This window comes from Roseateles sp. P2_H4, from assembly GCF_056403315.1.
This window is the reverse complement of the sequence record NZ_JBFUFR010000055.1, coordinates 1-13,020: the sequence shown is the minus strand read 5'-3', so window position 1 is coordinate 13,020 and position 13,020 is coordinate 1. Positions and strand designations below refer to the sequence as shown.

Genomic DNA, 13,020 nt, shown 5'->3' with positions numbered 1-13,020 from the left:
GCTCAGTGGGACATCAGTACCGGTGCGGTCATCGACGCCAGCAGGGTGCGCGAAACGCCACCGAACAGCCGCTCGGTCCAGCGCGCATGGCCATAGGCGCCCATGACGATGAGGTCGGCGCCGGTGTCGGATGCAGCGTTGAGCAGCGCGTCGCCGATGGACACGGTCGTGACCTCGTCGCGCACCTCGGCGTCGACGCCCTGGAAGGCCAGCCACTGCCGGATGCCGGCCAGACGCGCCAGCGGCCCCGTGCCTTGCGCATCGCGGCGCCAGTGCATCAGCGTGACCTGCCCGGCACGGCGCAGCAAGGGCAGGGCATCGGTCAGGGCGCGCACGGATTCGGGGCTGCCATCCCAGGCCACCAGCACCCGCTGCGTGCGGACCGGCTCCCGGTGGGTGTAGGGGATCAGCAGCACGGGCCGGGCGCAGGCGAGCAGCACCTGCTCGAGCTCGGCTTCCTGCTGGCGGTGGCCGGGCACCGAGGGGTCGGGTTGGCTCATGATCAGCAGGTCGGCGCATTGGGCGCGCAGCACGAGCGAGGTCGATGCCGGGGACGGGTCGGCCAGCGCTTCAAAAGACGGCAGCGCCTCCGACGTGCAGCGTTTGCGAAACCCTTGCGCGCTGGCCATGGCCTCGGCCAGCAGGAGTTCGCTGGCGGCCGCTGCCGCGTCGGCCATCGCCGCGGCGCCGTGTCTGGCCTGCGCATCCAGGGCAGCCGTGGGCGCCAGGCCGATCAGATGCGCCTCGAACTGGCGGGCCAGCGCGATGGCGATGTCGGTACGGGCCCCATTGGCCGGTGTCGCATCGAGTGCGACGAGGATGCTGCGATATGTCATGTGGATCTCCTTGAGGGGTCACTCGAAGCTCAGCACCGCCCGGCCATCGATGCGCCCCAGCCGCAGCTCATCGAAGATGCGGTTGATGTCATCGAGGCGGTGCGTGGTGGTGCTGGCGTGCACCACGCCGTCGGCCGCGAACTGCAGCGCTTCATTCAGGTCCTGCCGCGTGCCGACGATGGAGCCGCGCACGGTCTTGGCATTGAGGACGACGTCGAAGATCGGCAGCGCGAAGTCGCCGGGCGGCAGGCCGACCATGGACATGGTCCCGCGCTTGTGCAGCATGCCCAGCGACTGGCCGAAGGACTCGCGCGACACGGCGGTCACCAGGGCGCCGTGCACGCCGCGCAGCTCGCGCTGGAGCACGGCGACGGGGTCCTCCTCGGCCGAGTTCACGCAGAGTTCGGCGCCCAGTTGCTTGGCCAGCCGCAGCCTGGCGGTGTCGATGTCCACCGCCACGACGTGAAAACCCATGGCCCGCGCGTATTGCACGGCCAGGTGCCCCAGGCCGCCGACGCCGACGATGGCCACCCACTGCCCCGGCCGGGCGTCCAGCACCTTCAGCCCCTTGTAGACCGTCACGCCGGCGCACAGGATGGGCGCCAGCGATTCGAATGACAGGCCGTCCGGCAGATGGCCCACATAGCCTGGGTCGGCCAGCACGTATTCGGCGAAGCCGCCGTTGACGGTATAACCCGTCATCTGCTGGTGATCGCAAAGCGTCTCCCAGCCTGTCATGCAGTGCTCGCAGTGGCCGCAGGCGGTGTGCAGCCAGGGCACGCCGACGCGATCGCCCTCGCGGATGCCCTTGACGCCCGCGCCCACGGCGGCGACATGGCCGACCCCCTCGTGGCCAGGGATGAAGGGCAGGGGCGGCTTGACGGGCCAGTCGCCGTCGGCCGCGTGCAGGTCGGTGTGGCACACGCCGCAGGCGGCCACCTTGACGAGGACCTGCCCGGCCGGCACCTCCGGAACGGGGACTTCCTCCAGGCTGAGGGGCTCGCGATAGGCACGAACGACGGCGGCTTTCATCGTGGGCATGACAGCTCCTGCGAGCCTGTGGCTCAATGGCCGTGAGCCTAGGTCGAGCGATCGAATCAGACCTTGCGCCTGATCAAGCGCTGCGAGTCGGGGTGCGCGGGTCTTGTCGCGGGCAGAGGCTGTCGAATTTGACGAGCCCCAGGTAAACCCGTTCAGAGCGGCTGTCAGCTCTGCCTAGAATTTGCTGCACTGCACAGGAGATCAGCGCATGGCGACTGCCCGCAAGAAAGCGGCACCCGATCAAGCCCAGGCCGGCGACACCAAGCCCAGCCTGCGCATTCTCAAGAAGTACCCCAACCGCCGCCTCTACGACACCCAGACCAGCAGCTACATCACGCTGGCCGACGTGAAGCGCATGGTGCTGGAGGGGATCGACTTCGAGGTGCACGATGCCAAGAGCCAGGAAGACCTGACGCGCTCCATCCTGCTGCAGATCATCCTGGAGGAAGAGACCGGCGGCGTGCCGATGTTCTCGACCAACTCGCTGGCGCAGATCATCCGTTTCTATGGCCACGCGATGCAGGGCGTCATGGGTGGGCTGCTGGAGCGCCAGATGCAGGCCTTCACCGACCTGCAATCGCGCTTTACCGAGCAGACGCCAGGCGGCGTCCCCTTCACGCCCGACGCCTGGACCGGGCTGATGGGCGGCTATGCCGAGCAGTCCAAGACGCTGATGAACCAGTGGCAGGAGCAGCTCAAGCAGGCGGGCGTGATGTTCCCGTTCGTGCCCAAGAAATAGCCACCCCCGCCGCGCCGGCCCGACCCGCGTAACAGTGGGTGAGGCCTGTTAGCGGCGCCTTGAGCTTGCGCCGACTGGCCGCAGGTGCTCCCTCCGATGTGGACGGGAGCGAGCATGATCCAGAAAGAACACCAGCGGCGCATCCATGTGCCGCCGGGGCACCAGCTGAGGCCGACGGGCACCGAATCGCTGCAGCGCGAAGGGGTGGAGACCCGTCTGTCCTACTTCGAGGTCGTCGACCCCGCGGGTTTGCGGGTCGGCAGCTATGTCGTGCGCGAGGCCCGGTCGACCCAGCCGCCGTTCGCGGCCTCCGTCACGGTCGAAGCGGTGGAATAGCGGTTTTTTCAGTGAAGCCCGGTGGTTTCACGCGGCCACGCGACAGCTGAAAAGTACGCTTGGCGCCACATCGCCGAAAATACGGGGATGAATGAACAGATCACCCCCGCCGCGATCCCGAAGATTGGCTTCGTTTCACTTGGCTGCCCGAAAGCGCTGACCGACAGCGAACTGATCCTCACCCAGCTCCGCGCCGAGGGCTACGAGACCTCCAAGACCTTTGCCGGCGCCGACCTGGTCATCGTCAACACCTGCGGCTTCATCGACGACGCCGTCAAGGAAAGCCTGGACACCATCGGCGAGGCCCTGGCCAAGAACGGCAAGGTCATCGTGACCGGCTGCCTGGGCGCCAAGGCTGGCGCTGCCAGCACGGATGCCGGCAGCCTGGTGCGCGAGATCCACCCAAGCGTGCTGGCCGTGACCGGCCCGCATGCCACCCAGGAAGTCATGGACGCGGTGCACACCCATGTGCCCAAGCCCCACGACCCCTTTGTCGACCTGGTGCCCAGCTACGGCGTCAAGCTGACGCCCAAGCACTACGCCTACCTGAAGATCAGCGAGGGCTGCAACCACCGCTGTTCCTTCTGCATCATCCCGAGCATGCGCGGCGACCTGGTGTCGCGCCCCATCGGCGATGTGCTGAACGAGGCGCGCGCGCTGTTCGAGAGCGGCGTCAAGGAACTGCTCGTCATCAGCCAGGACACCTCGGCCTATGGCGTGGACGTGAAATACCGCATGGGCTTCTGGGACGGCAAGCCGGTCAAGACGCGCATGCTGGACCTCGTCGCCCAGCTCGGCGAGATCGCCAAGCCCTTTGGCGCCTGGGTGCGCCTGCACTACGTCTACCCCTACCCGCACGTCGACGCGGTGCTGCCGATGATGGCCGAAGGCCTGGTGCTGCCCTATCTGGACGTGCCCTTCCAGCATTCCCATCCCGACGTGCTCAAGCGCATGAAGCGCCCGGCCAACGGCGAGAAGAACATGGAGCGCATCCTGCGCTGGCGCGAGGCCTGCCCGGAGCTCGTGATCCGCTCGACCTTCATCGCCGGCTTCCCCGGCGAGACCGAGGCCGAGTTCCAGCATCTGCTGGACTTCATGCAGGAAGCCAGGATCGACCGCGCCGGCTGTTTTGCCTATTCACCGGTCGACGGCGCCAGCGCCAACGACATCCCCGGTGCGCTGCCGACCGAAGTCCGCGAGGAACGCCGTGCGCGCTTCATGGCGGTGGCTGAAGCCGTGTCGGCCGCCAAGCTGCAGGCCCGCGTCGGGCAGACGCTGCAGGTGTTGATCGACTCCGCGCCGGCCCTGGGCCGCAAGGGTGGCGTGGGCCGTTCCTATGCCGATGCGCCCGAGATCGACGGCACCGTGAAGATCCTGCCGCCCGAGAAGGCCAGCAAGACGATGAAGGTGGGCGACTTCGTGCGCGCCCGCGTCGTCGCGGCGGATGGGCACGACCTCGTGGCAAGCCTGGTCTGATGAGCAAGAGAGCAGCAAGCACCAAGCTGATCCACCACCCTTACCGCGCCCCCGAAGGCTGGGATGCGGTGCCCGTGCCCGTGGCCAAGGCCTCGACCGTGCTCTTCAAGAACACGGCCGACCTGCACAAGCCGCGGCCGCGCGATGGCCTGACCTATCGCTACGGCCTGCATGGCACGCCGACGAGCTACACGCTGGCAGCGCGCATTGCCACGCTCGAGCATGCCGAGCATTGCCTGCTCGTGCCCAGCGGGCTGGCGGCCGTGACGCTGCCGTCGCTGGCCGTGCTGCGCCCGGGCGACGAGGTGCTGGTGCCGGACAACGTCTACGGCCAGAACCGCTACCTGACCGAGTCCTGGCTGCCGCAGTGGGGTGTCAGACATCGCTTCTACGACCCGCTGACGGTGCCGGTGCTGCACGACAACACCAGGCTGGTCTGGCTGGAGGCCGCGGGCTCCATCACGCTGGAGTTCCCCGACCTGCTGGGCACGTTGGCCGCCTGCCGTGCGCGGGGCATCACCACGGCGCTGGACAACACCTGGGGCGCCGGCCTGGCCTTCAACGGCTTCGAGCCGGCACCGGGCACCCACCCGGGCCTGGGCGCCGACATCGTCATGCAGGCGCTGACCAAATACGCCAGCGGCGGCGCCGACGTGCTGATGGGTTCGGTCTGCACACGCGATCGCAAGCTGCACGACCGCCTCAACCATGCCCACGAGCACCTGGGCTATGGGTTGGGCCAGAACGACGTCGAACTGGTGTTGCGCGGCCTGCCGACGCTGCCGCTGCGCTATGCCGCCCAGGACCGCGTGACGCGCCAGCTCGCCAGCTGGATGGCGGGCCGGCCCGAGGTCGCGCAGGTCTTCCATCCGGCCCTGCCGGGCTCGCCGGGGCATGAGCACTGGCTGGCCGTTGGTGGGGCGGGTGCCGCCTGCCTGTTCTCGGCCGTCTTCAAGCCCGACTACAGCGCAGCGCAGGTGGATGCCTTCGTCGACGCGCTGCAGCTTTTCGGCATCGGCTATTCCTGGGCCGGCCCCATGAGCCTGGCCGTGCCCTACGACATGAGCCGCAGCCGTGACCTGCCGCTGCCGTTCGACGGCGGCACGCTGGTGCGATTTGCGATTGGCCTGGAAGACGGCGCCGACCTCAAGGCCGACATCGAGCAGGCCTTGTCAGCTCTTGTTTGAGACCTTGTGTCTCATCAATTGCCCCTTCTCGCGCTCCCAATCCCGCTTCTTCTCGGTCTCGCGTTTGTCGTGCTGGGCCTTGCCCTTGGCGAGCGCGATGTCGGCCTTCACGCGGCCGCCCTTGTAGTGCAGGTTCAGCGGCACGAGGGTGAAGCCGCGCTGCTCGACCTTGCCGACCAAGCGCTTGATCTCGGCCTTGTGCATCAGCAGCTTCTTGGTGCGGTCGGCCTCGGGTGAGACGTGGGTGGAGGCGCTGCGCAGCGCGTTGATGCGGCAGCCGATCAGGAACAGCTCGCCGTCCTTGATCATCACGTAGCCATCGGTCAGCTGGACCTGGCCGGCGCGGATGGCCTTGATCTCCCAGCCGGAGAGCACGACCCCCGCCTCGAACTGCTCTTCGATGTGGTAGTCGTAACGGGCGCGGCGGTTCTCGGCGATGGACATGAAGTGGGATGTGGGGCCCGAGGCCCTTCTTACAATCCTGGCATTCTATGAAGCAGGTCAAAAAGTCCGTTCTGCTCTGGTACACGCCGCGCGAGATGTACGAGCTGGTCACCGCGGTGGAGCGCTATCCCGAGTTCCTGCCCTGGTGCAACAAGGTCGAGGTGCTGGCCCGTGAGGCCGACACCGTCACGGCCCGCCTGCACCTCGCTTACGCCGGTGTGCGCCATGCCTTCACGACGCGCAACCGCAACGAGGACGGGCGCAGCGTGCGCATGGAGCTCGTCGACGGCCCCTTCTCCCATCTGGATGGCCTGTGGCAGTTCCAGCCCCTGAACAAGCCGGGGGCGGATGGCGAGGCCACGGCCTGCAAGATCGTCTTCGAGCTCAGCTACGCCTTCAGCAGCGGGGCGCTGGAGGCCGTGGTGAGCCCGGTGTTCGACCGCATCGCCAATACCTTCGTCGACAGCTTCGTGCAGCGCGCCGAGAGCCAATATGGCCCGCGTTGAGCTGGTGTGGAGCCCGCAGCCGGGCGATGTCCAGCACCGCTGGCTGGAGGTGGAGGAGGGCGCCACCATAGCCGCCGCCCTGCGTGGCTGTGCCGATTTCATGGCCGCGCAGCAGCAGCCTCTGGAGCAATTGCAGGTCGGGATCTGGGGCCGTCTGCGACCGCTGACGACGCCGCTGCGCGAGCGCGACCGCATCGAGGTCTACCGCCCGCTCACCGTCGACCCCAAGGAGGCGCGGCGCCTGCGTTACGCCAAGCGCGGCGAGCGCATCGTGTCGCGGCACCGGCCGCAGGCGGGCAAGGCCTGATCAGCGGCACTCGCTGGTGATGGCGTCGCGCGCACGGCCGACTTCGGCGGCGATCTGGGCCTCGTCCATGAAGACGCGTTCGCCCTTGTCATTGGTGCGGGTCAGGCGCGTGCCGCTCTGCAGTTCGCGCAGATTGGCCTGGGCGCGGCTGCAGTTCTCGCGGCGCACCGCGGCGACGCGGCGCTCCTCTTCCTTCTTCTTGGCGGCGTCGCCTTCCTGGTCCTGCTTTTGGCGCGCAGCGGCCTCCTGCTCGGCCTTGGTGGGCGCGCTGGCGGCCGGCTTGGGCGCCGAAGCGGCACTGGCCTGGGCACCCGGTGGCGCGACGACGATGGTCTGCTTCGCGACATAGGGCCGCTGCAGGATGTCCTTTTCAGGCGTGCCGGGCGGCGGCGGCATGTCGCTGTACTGCACATTGCCCTTGGCGTCGCGCCACTTCCACTGCGCCTGGGCGGCGCCGGCCATGACGAGGCAGAGCAGGGCGAGGACGATGGGGCGAAGGGCTTTGCTGGGCATGCGTGCAGTTTAGCTGGGCGACCTCCGTATAATGCCGCTTTGCGTCTGGAGCTTTCCTCATGCGCCTTCTCGGCAAAGCGCTCACCTTCGACGATGTTCTGTTGGTGCCAGCGTTCTCCCAGGTGTTGCCCCGCGACACCAGCCTTGCGACCCGCCTGTCGCGCAATATCCCCCTGAACCTGCCCCTGGTGTCCGCTGCGATGGATACCGTGACCGAAGCACGCCTGGCGATCGCGATCGCGCAGGAGGGTGGCATCGGCATCGTGCACAAGAACCTGAGCGCCGAAGCCCAGGCTCGCGAAGTCGCCCGGGTCAAGCGCTACGAGAGCGGCGTCGTCCGCGAGCCGCTGACCATCGGCCCCGACGCCTCGGTGCGCGACGCCGTCGAGCTGGTCCGCCAGCACGGCTTCTCCGGCTTCCCGGTCGTCGAAGGCAAGCGTGTCGTCGGCATCGTCACCGGCCGCGACCTGCGCTTCGAGACCCGCATGGACGCCAAGGTCAGCGAGATCATGACGCCGGCGAACAAGCTCATCACGGTGCGCGAAGGCGCGTCACTTGAAGAAGCCAAGGCGCTGATGCACGCCCACAAGCTGGAGCGTGTCGTCGTCATCAACGACGCCTTCGAGCTGCGCGGCCTGATGACGGTCAAGGACATCACCAAGCAGACCAGCTTCCCCAATGCTGCGCGTGACAGCCACGGCAAGCTGCGCGTCGGCGCGGCGGTCGGCTTCGGCGAAGACACCGAGCTGCGCGTGGAACTGCTGGTCAAGGCCGGCGTCGACGCCCTCATCGTCGACACCGCCCACGGCCACAGCGCCGGCGTGCTCGAGCGCGTGCGCTGGGTCAAGCGCGCCTTCCCGCAGGTCGACGTCATCGGCGGCAACATCGCCACCGGTGCCGCGGCCCTGGCCCTCGTCGAGGCGGGCGCCGACGGCGTCAAGGTCGGCATCGGCCCCGGCTCCATCTGCACGACCCGCATCGTCGCCGGCGTCGGCGTGCCCCAGATCACCGCCATCGACAACGTCGTGACGGCCCTCAAGGGCACCGGCGTGCCGGTCATCGCCGACGGCGGCATCCGCTACTCGGGCGACGTGGCCAAGGCCATCGCGGCCGGCGCCGACACCGTCATGATGGGCGGCGCCTTCGCCGGCACCGAGGAAGCCCCGGGCGAGACCATCCTCTACCAGGGCCGCACCTTCAAGAGCTACCGCGGCATGGGCTCCATGGGCGCGATGGCCAAGGGCAGCGCCGACCGCTACTTCCAGGACACCTCGGCCAACAACCCGAACACGTCCAAGCTGGTGCCCGAAGGCATCGAGGGCCAGGTGCCCTACAAGGGCTCGGTCGTGCAGGTCATCTTCCAGATGGCCGGCGGCCTGAAGGCCTCGATGCACTACTGCGGCTGCGGCTCCATCGCCGACATGCAGGACAAGGCCGAGTTTGTCGAGATCACGACGGCGGGCATGCGCGAGAGCCATGTCCATGACGTGCAGATCACCAAGGAAGCGCCCAACTACCGCAGCGAATGAGCTGCTGACGGCGACAACGGGGCGAACGAGAGTCGCCCCGTTTCGCTTTTCAAGAAGACGATGAGTCCCTCCACGCAACGCACCCCGGCCATGGGCTTCATCATGGCCGCCGTGCTGATCGACATGATCTCCATCGGGCTGATGGTGCCGGTGCTGCCGCATATCGTCGGGACCTTCACGCACAGCAATGACGAGCAGACCTCGGCCTTCCTGCTGGTGACCATGGCCTTCGGCGTGGCCAACTTCATCGGCTCGCCCGTCCTGGGCTCGCTATCGGACCGATTCGGCCGCCGCCCGGTGCTGCTGATCGGCTTTGCGGGCCTGGCGCTGAGCTTTTTCGTGACGGCCGTGGCCACGGCGCTGTGGATGCTGGTTGCCGTGCGCCTGTTCTCGGGCGCCATGCAGGCCAATATCGCGATTGCCAACGCCTACGTGGCCGACATCACGCCGGCCGAAGACCGCGCGCGCCGTTTCGGCCAGCTGGGCGCGATGTTCGGCGTCGGCTTCATCCTCGGCCCCGTCATCGGCGGCTGGCTGGGCCACTACGACGTGCATTGGCCTTTCCTGGCTGCCGGCTCGATGGCCGTGCTGAACTGGTGCTACGGCTTCTTCGTGCTGCCCGAGTCGTTGCCGCTGGACCGGCGCACGGGTTTCAACTGGAAGAAGGCCAATCCGGTCTCGGCCCTGCGCGGCCTGGCGGCGCTGAAGGGCGTCGGCTCCCTGGTCGCGGTCATCGCGCTGGCGTCGCTGGCGCAGTTCATGTTGCACATGACCTGGGTGCTTTACACCAAGTTCAAGTTTGGCTGGGGGCCGCTCGAGGTCAGCTGGTCGTTGTTCGCGGTGGGCATCGTGTCGGTGCTGAGCCAGGGCGTGCTGCTCAAGCCGCTGCTGGCGCGCTTCAGCCCGCGGCGGCTGGCCCTCATCGGCATGGGCTCGGCGTCCCTGGCCTATCTCGGCTTCGGCCTCGCGACCGAGGGCTGGATGATGTATGCCGTCATCGGCTTCAATCTGCTCGGTGGCGTTGCCACGGCGGCGGTGCAGAGCATCATTTCCAACGCGGCAGGGCCGACCCGGCAAGGCCAGGCCATGGGCGCCGTGTCGTCGCTGAACAGCCTGATGGCCGTCATCGCGCCCATCGTGGGCCTGACCCTGCTGGGCTGGGTGTCGCACTGCCCGGCCACCGACCCGCTGATGGGCCTGCCCTTCTATACCTGCGCCGCATTGCAACTGATCGCCCTGATCCTTGCCTATCGCTTCTTCCACGGCCAGCGCACCGCTTTGCAAACTGCCTGAGATCACCATGCAACACGACAAAGTCCTCATCCTCGACTTCGGCTCCCAGGTCACGCAGCTCATCGCCCGGCGCGTGCGCGAAGCGGCGGTGTATTGCGAGATTCACCCGAACGACGTGTCGGACGAGTTCATCAAGAGCTTCGCGCCCAAGGCCATCATCCTGTCGGGCAGCCACGCCTCCACCTACGAGGACCACGAGCTGCGCGCGCCGCAGGCCGTGTGGGACGCCGGCGTGCCGGTGCTGGGCATCTGCTACGGCATGTTCACGATGACGGTGCAACTCGGCGGTGAGGTCGAGGCCGCCGACCACCGCGAGTTCGGCTATGCCGAGGTGCGCGCGCATGGCCATACCAAGCTGCTCGAAGGCATCCAGGACTTCGAGACGCCTGAAAAGCACGGCATGCTGAAGGTCTGGATGAGCCATGGCGACAAGGTCACCGTGATGCCGCCGGGCTTCAAGCTGATGGCCTCCACGCCCAGCTGCCCCATCGCCGGCATGGCCAACGAGGAGAAGCGCTACTACGCCGTGCAGTTCCACCCCGAGGTCACGCACACCGTGCAAGGCGATGCGCTGCTGCGCCGCTTCGTGCGCGACATCGCCGGCTGCCAGGGCGACTGGCAGATGGGCAGCTATATCGACGAGTCCGTGGCGAGGATCCGCGAGCAGGTCGGCGACGAGGAAGTCATCCTCGGCCTGTCGGGCGGCGTCGACTCGTCGGTGGCCGCGGCGCTCATCCACCGCGCCATCGGCGACCAGCTCACCTGCGTCTTCGTCGACCACGGCCTGCTGCGCCTGAACGAGGGCGACATGGTCATGGACATGTTCGCGGGCAAGCTGCACGCCAAGGTGATCCGCGTCGATGCGAGCGAACAGTTCATGGGCAAGCTGGCCGGGGTGACCGATCCCGAGCGCAAGCGCAAGATCATCGGCGCCGAGTTCGTCGAGGTCTTCCAGGCCGAAGCCAAGAAGCTGAAGAACGCCAAGTGGCTGGCCCAGGGAACCATCTATCCCGACGTCGTCGAGAGCGGTGGCACCAAGACCAAGAAGGCCACGACGATCAAGAGCCATCACAACGTCGGCGGCCTGCCCGAGACGCTGGGGCTCAAGCTGCTGGAGCCGTTGCGCGAGCTGTTCAAGGACGAAGTGCGGGCGCTGGGCGTGGCCCTGGGCCTGCCGGCCGACATGGTCTACCGCCATCCCTTCCCGGGCCCGGGCCTGGGCGTGCGCATCCTCGGCGAGGTGAAGAAGGACTTCGCCGACCTGCTGCGCCGGGCGGACGCCATCTTCATCGAGGAACTGCGCAACACCATCGACCCGGCCAGCGGCAAGAGCTGGTATGCGCTGACGTCGCAGGCCTTCGCCGTCTTCCTGCCGGTGAAGAGCGTGGGCGTGATGGGCGACGGCCGCACCTATGACTACGTCGTCGCGCTGCGCGCCGTGCAGACCAGCGACTTCATGACCGCCGACTGGGCCGAGCTGCCTTACTCGCTGCTCAAGCGCACCAGCGGCCGCATCATCAACGAGGTGCGCGGCATCAACCGCGTGACCTACGACGTCAGCAGCAAGCCGCCCGCGACGATCGAGTGGGAGTGAGGGTCAGGTCTGCTATTGAGCTGAAGGCGTTGCGCGTGATCGATGTAATGCGCCGACCGGTTGAGCCCACCGTGGTCCAGCAGTCGCTTAGCCGGCAAACCGTTCTTTGACCGTTGCCGCCGCTAGCGGCCCTTGGATCGCGAAATCTGGGTGACAGCAGCCAGCCGATTCTGTTGAAAAACTGGAATTTGACGAGTTCGCACGAACGATTCGGGCCTTAGAACTCTCGACGTCGAGCATGGCGTCCCGCCGGGCCAAGTCCTATGGAAATCGCGTCTGGAAGCCTTTGCGTGGCGCGCAGCGCCAACCACGCGAGGCACCTGTCCTGCGGCCAGAAGATCCGCCCCTCGCGGCAGCCTTGGTCAACCGAGTTTTTCAACAGAACCGGCCTAGAGCCCACGTCCGCACAAGGCTGTCCGACACCGGCTTTGCAGGGCGGACGACGGCTCTAGGCTGGCCCAGGGGGCGGTTGGGTTGGAGCAGGCCCCGGCAGGATCTCGACGAAGCCGTCGCCACCATGGACCCGAATCCAATGGCCGTCGCAGATCAACCGGGTAGCCCCCTGCACGCCCACGACGGCGGGCAAGCCGTACTCGCGCGCGATGACTGCACCATGTGTCGTCGGCCCGCCGACTTCCGTGACCAGCCCGGCGATGGCGACGAACAAGGGCGTCCAGCTCGGATCCGTGAACGGCGTGACCAGGATGTCACCGGGTTGCAAATCGGCCCGCGCTGCATCAAAGACCACGCGGGCCCGGCCTTCCACGCTGCCTGCGGACACCCCCATGCCGACCAGCGCACCAGCGGGCAAGTCGTCACGGCGGTGAACCCCGGCGACTGCCTCGCCTTCCGACGTCAATACACGCGGTGGGGTCAGTGTCGAGTGCCATTCGAAGGCTTGCTTGCGCTCGCGTATGAGCTCGCGATCGACCTTCTGCATGCGGACGGTGTCCTGGAGTTCCTCAAATCTCAGGCTGAAGATGTCGTCCACGCCGTCGATCACGCTGGCCTCGACAAGGCGCTGCGCCTCCTGGATCAGCGCCTGCCTGTAGAGGAACCAGCGGCACATCCAGGCGTACTTCGGGTACTCACGGTAGCCAGCCAATGCGCGGGCCCGGTCGATCATCTTCTTGACTTGCATGGCCTTGCGCTCACCGTCGGGCAGTGCGCGCAGGCTGTCGAGCACCTCAAGCTCCTTCAGCCGCGCGCGCTGCAGGCC

14 protein-coding genes are annotated in these 13,020 nt (G+C 67.4%); 9 read left to right on the top strand and 5 right to left on the bottom strand.

The window, feature by feature from the left end:
* Window positions 1-2 precede the first annotated feature (2 nt).
* Window positions 3-836: a universal stress protein gene (locus AC1DW3_RS27755; RefSeq protein ID WP_477937013.1), complete on the bottom strand. Its 834-nt coding sequence runs from the start codon at window positions 834-836 to the stop codon at window positions 3-5.
* Between the two features lie 18 nt (window positions 837-854).
* On the bottom strand, window positions 855-1,877 hold the full coding sequence (gene adhP, locus AC1DW3_RS27750; protein WP_477937011.1) for an alcohol dehydrogenase AdhP: 1,023 nt from the start codon (window positions 1,875-1,877) through the stop codon (window positions 855-857).
* 208 nt (window positions 1,878-2,085) lie between these two features.
* Here adhP and phaR point away from each other — a divergent pair, with 208 nt between their 5' ends.
* From phaR to AC1DW3_RS27730, 4 genes are all read left to right on the top strand, one after another.
* Entirely contained in the window at window positions 2,086-2,616 is a 531-nt protein-coding gene (phaR, locus tag AC1DW3_RS27745) for a polyhydroxyalkanoate synthesis repressor PhaR (protein WP_477937009.1), read from the top strand.
* 114 nt (window positions 2,617-2,730) lie between these two features.
* Complete coding sequence (locus AC1DW3_RS27740) at window positions 2,731-2,952, top strand: hypothetical protein (protein WP_477937007.1); 222 nt, start codon at window positions 2,731-2,733, stop codon at window positions 2,950-2,952.
* A gap of 87 nt (window positions 2,953-3,039) precedes the next feature.
* Window positions 3,040-4,428 (top strand): 30S ribosomal protein S12 methylthiotransferase RimO, encoded by a 1,389-nt coding sequence (rimO, locus tag AC1DW3_RS27735; protein WP_477937005.1) that lies wholly within the window; start codon window positions 3,040-3,042, stop codon window positions 4,426-4,428.
* Window positions 4,428-5,615, top strand: coding sequence for a PLP-dependent transferase (locus tag AC1DW3_RS27730; protein WP_477937003.1), 1,188 nt, complete (start codon window positions 4,428-4,430; stop codon window positions 5,613-5,615). Before rimO ends, AC1DW3_RS27730 begins: the two co-directional genes overlap by 1 nt.
* On the opposite strand, the gene smpB is transcribed toward AC1DW3_RS27730, so the two are convergent.
* Window positions 5,601-6,059 carry an SsrA-binding protein SmpB gene (gene smpB / locus AC1DW3_RS27725; protein ID WP_477937001.1) on the bottom strand — a complete coding sequence of 153 codons (459 nt, stop codon included), beginning with the start codon at window positions 6,057-6,059 and terminating at the stop codon, window positions 5,601-5,603. The two genes, AC1DW3_RS27730 and smpB, sit on opposite strands and share 15 nt — an antisense overlap.
* Window positions 6,060-6,106: 47 nt before the next feature.
* On the opposite strand from smpB, the gene AC1DW3_RS27720 reads away from it, so the two are divergent.
* Both AC1DW3_RS27720 and AC1DW3_RS27715 read left to right on the top strand, forming a co-directional pair.
* A complete protein-coding gene (locus AC1DW3_RS27720; RefSeq protein WP_477936999.1) occupies window positions 6,107-6,565 on the top strand; it encodes a type II toxin-antitoxin system RatA family toxin in 459 nt (152 codons plus the stop codon).
* On the top strand, window positions 6,552-6,872 hold the full coding sequence (locus AC1DW3_RS27715; RefSeq protein WP_477936997.1) for an RnfH family protein: 321 nt from the start codon (window positions 6,552-6,554) through the stop codon (window positions 6,870-6,872). The genes AC1DW3_RS27720 and AC1DW3_RS27715 overlap by 14 nt, the downstream gene beginning before the upstream one ends.
* On the opposite strand, the gene AC1DW3_RS27710 is transcribed toward AC1DW3_RS27715, so the two are convergent.
* Entirely contained in the window at window positions 6,873-7,385 is a 513-nt protein-coding gene (locus AC1DW3_RS27710; RefSeq protein ID WP_477936995.1) for a DUF4124 domain-containing protein, read from the bottom strand.
* A gap of 59 nt (window positions 7,386-7,444) precedes the next feature.
* On the opposite strand from AC1DW3_RS27710, the gene guaB reads away from it, so the two are divergent.
* From guaB to guaA, 3 genes are read left to right on the top strand one after another with little or no spacing between them, the layout of a single operon-like run.
* Window positions 7,445-8,914, top strand: a complete 1,470-nt coding sequence (guaB, locus tag AC1DW3_RS27705) for an IMP dehydrogenase (protein WP_477936993.1) — start codon at window positions 7,445-7,447, stop codon at window positions 8,912-8,914.
* 60 nt (window positions 8,915-8,974) lie between these two features.
* Window positions 8,975-10,207 carry a TCR/Tet family MFS transporter gene (locus AC1DW3_RS27700; RefSeq protein WP_477936991.1) on the top strand — a complete coding sequence of 411 codons (1,233 nt, stop codon included), beginning with the start codon at window positions 8,975-8,977 and terminating at the stop codon, window positions 10,205-10,207.
* Between the two features lie 7 nt (window positions 10,208-10,214).
* Window positions 10,215-11,801, top strand: coding sequence for a glutamine-hydrolyzing GMP synthase (guaA, locus tag AC1DW3_RS27695; RefSeq protein WP_477936989.1), 1,587 nt, complete (start codon window positions 10,215-10,217; stop codon window positions 11,799-11,801).
* Window positions 11,802-12,249: 448 nt separating this feature from the next.
* Here the strand turns inward: guaA and AC1DW3_RS27690 are convergent.
* On the bottom strand, window positions 12,250-13,020 hold a 771-nt coding region (locus AC1DW3_RS27690), incomplete at its 5' end, for a PEP-utilizing enzyme (RefSeq protein WP_477936987.1).

Bases quoted from the DNA above. Each gene is read 5' to 3' on its own strand.
- AC1DW3_RS27740 (WP_477937007.1), top strand. From the start codon at position 2,731: ATGATCCAGAAAGAACACCAGCGGCGCATCCATGTGCCGCCGGGGCAC.
- guaB (WP_477936993.1), top strand. From the start codon at position 7,445: ATGCGCCTTCTCGGCAAAGCGCTCACCTTCGACGATGTTCTGTTGGTG.
- phaR (WP_477937009.1), top strand. From the start codon at position 2,086: ATGGCGACTGCCCGCAAGAAAGCGGCACCCGATCAAGCCCAGGCCGGC.
- AC1DW3_RS27720 (WP_477936999.1), top strand. From the start codon at position 6,107: ATGAAGCAGGTCAAAAAGTCCGTTCTGCTCTGGTACACGCCGCGCGAG.
- AC1DW3_RS27715 (WP_477936997.1), top strand. From the start codon at position 6,552: ATGGCCCGCGTTGAGCTGGTGTGGAGCCCGCAGCCGGGCGATGTCCAG.
- guaA (WP_477936989.1), top strand. From the start codon at position 10,215: ATGCAACACGACAAAGTCCTCATCCTCGACTTCGGCTCCCAGGTCACG.
- smpB (WP_477937001.1), bottom strand. From the start codon at position 6,059: ATGTCCATCGCCGAGAACCGCCGCGCCCGTTACGACTACCACATCGAA.
- AC1DW3_RS27755 (WP_477937013.1), bottom strand. From the start codon at position 836: ATGACATATCGCAGCATCCTCGTCGCACTCGATGCGACACCGGCCAAT.
- AC1DW3_RS27700 (WP_477936991.1), top strand. From the start codon at position 8,975: ATGAGTCCCTCCACGCAACGCACCCCGGCCATGGGCTTCATCATGGCC.
- AC1DW3_RS27730 (WP_477937003.1), top strand. From the start codon at position 4,428: ATGAGCAAGAGAGCAGCAAGCACCAAGCTGATCCACCACCCTTACCGC.
- rimO (WP_477937005.1), top strand. From the start codon at position 3,040: ATGAATGAACAGATCACCCCCGCCGCGATCCCGAAGATTGGCTTCGTT.
- AC1DW3_RS27710 (WP_477936995.1), bottom strand. From the start codon at position 7,385: ATGCCCAGCAAAGCCCTTCGCCCCATCGTCCTCGCCCTGCTCTGCCTC.
- adhP (WP_477937011.1), bottom strand. From the start codon at position 1,877: ATGCCCACGATGAAAGCCGCCGTCGTTCGTGCCTATCGCGAGCCCCTC.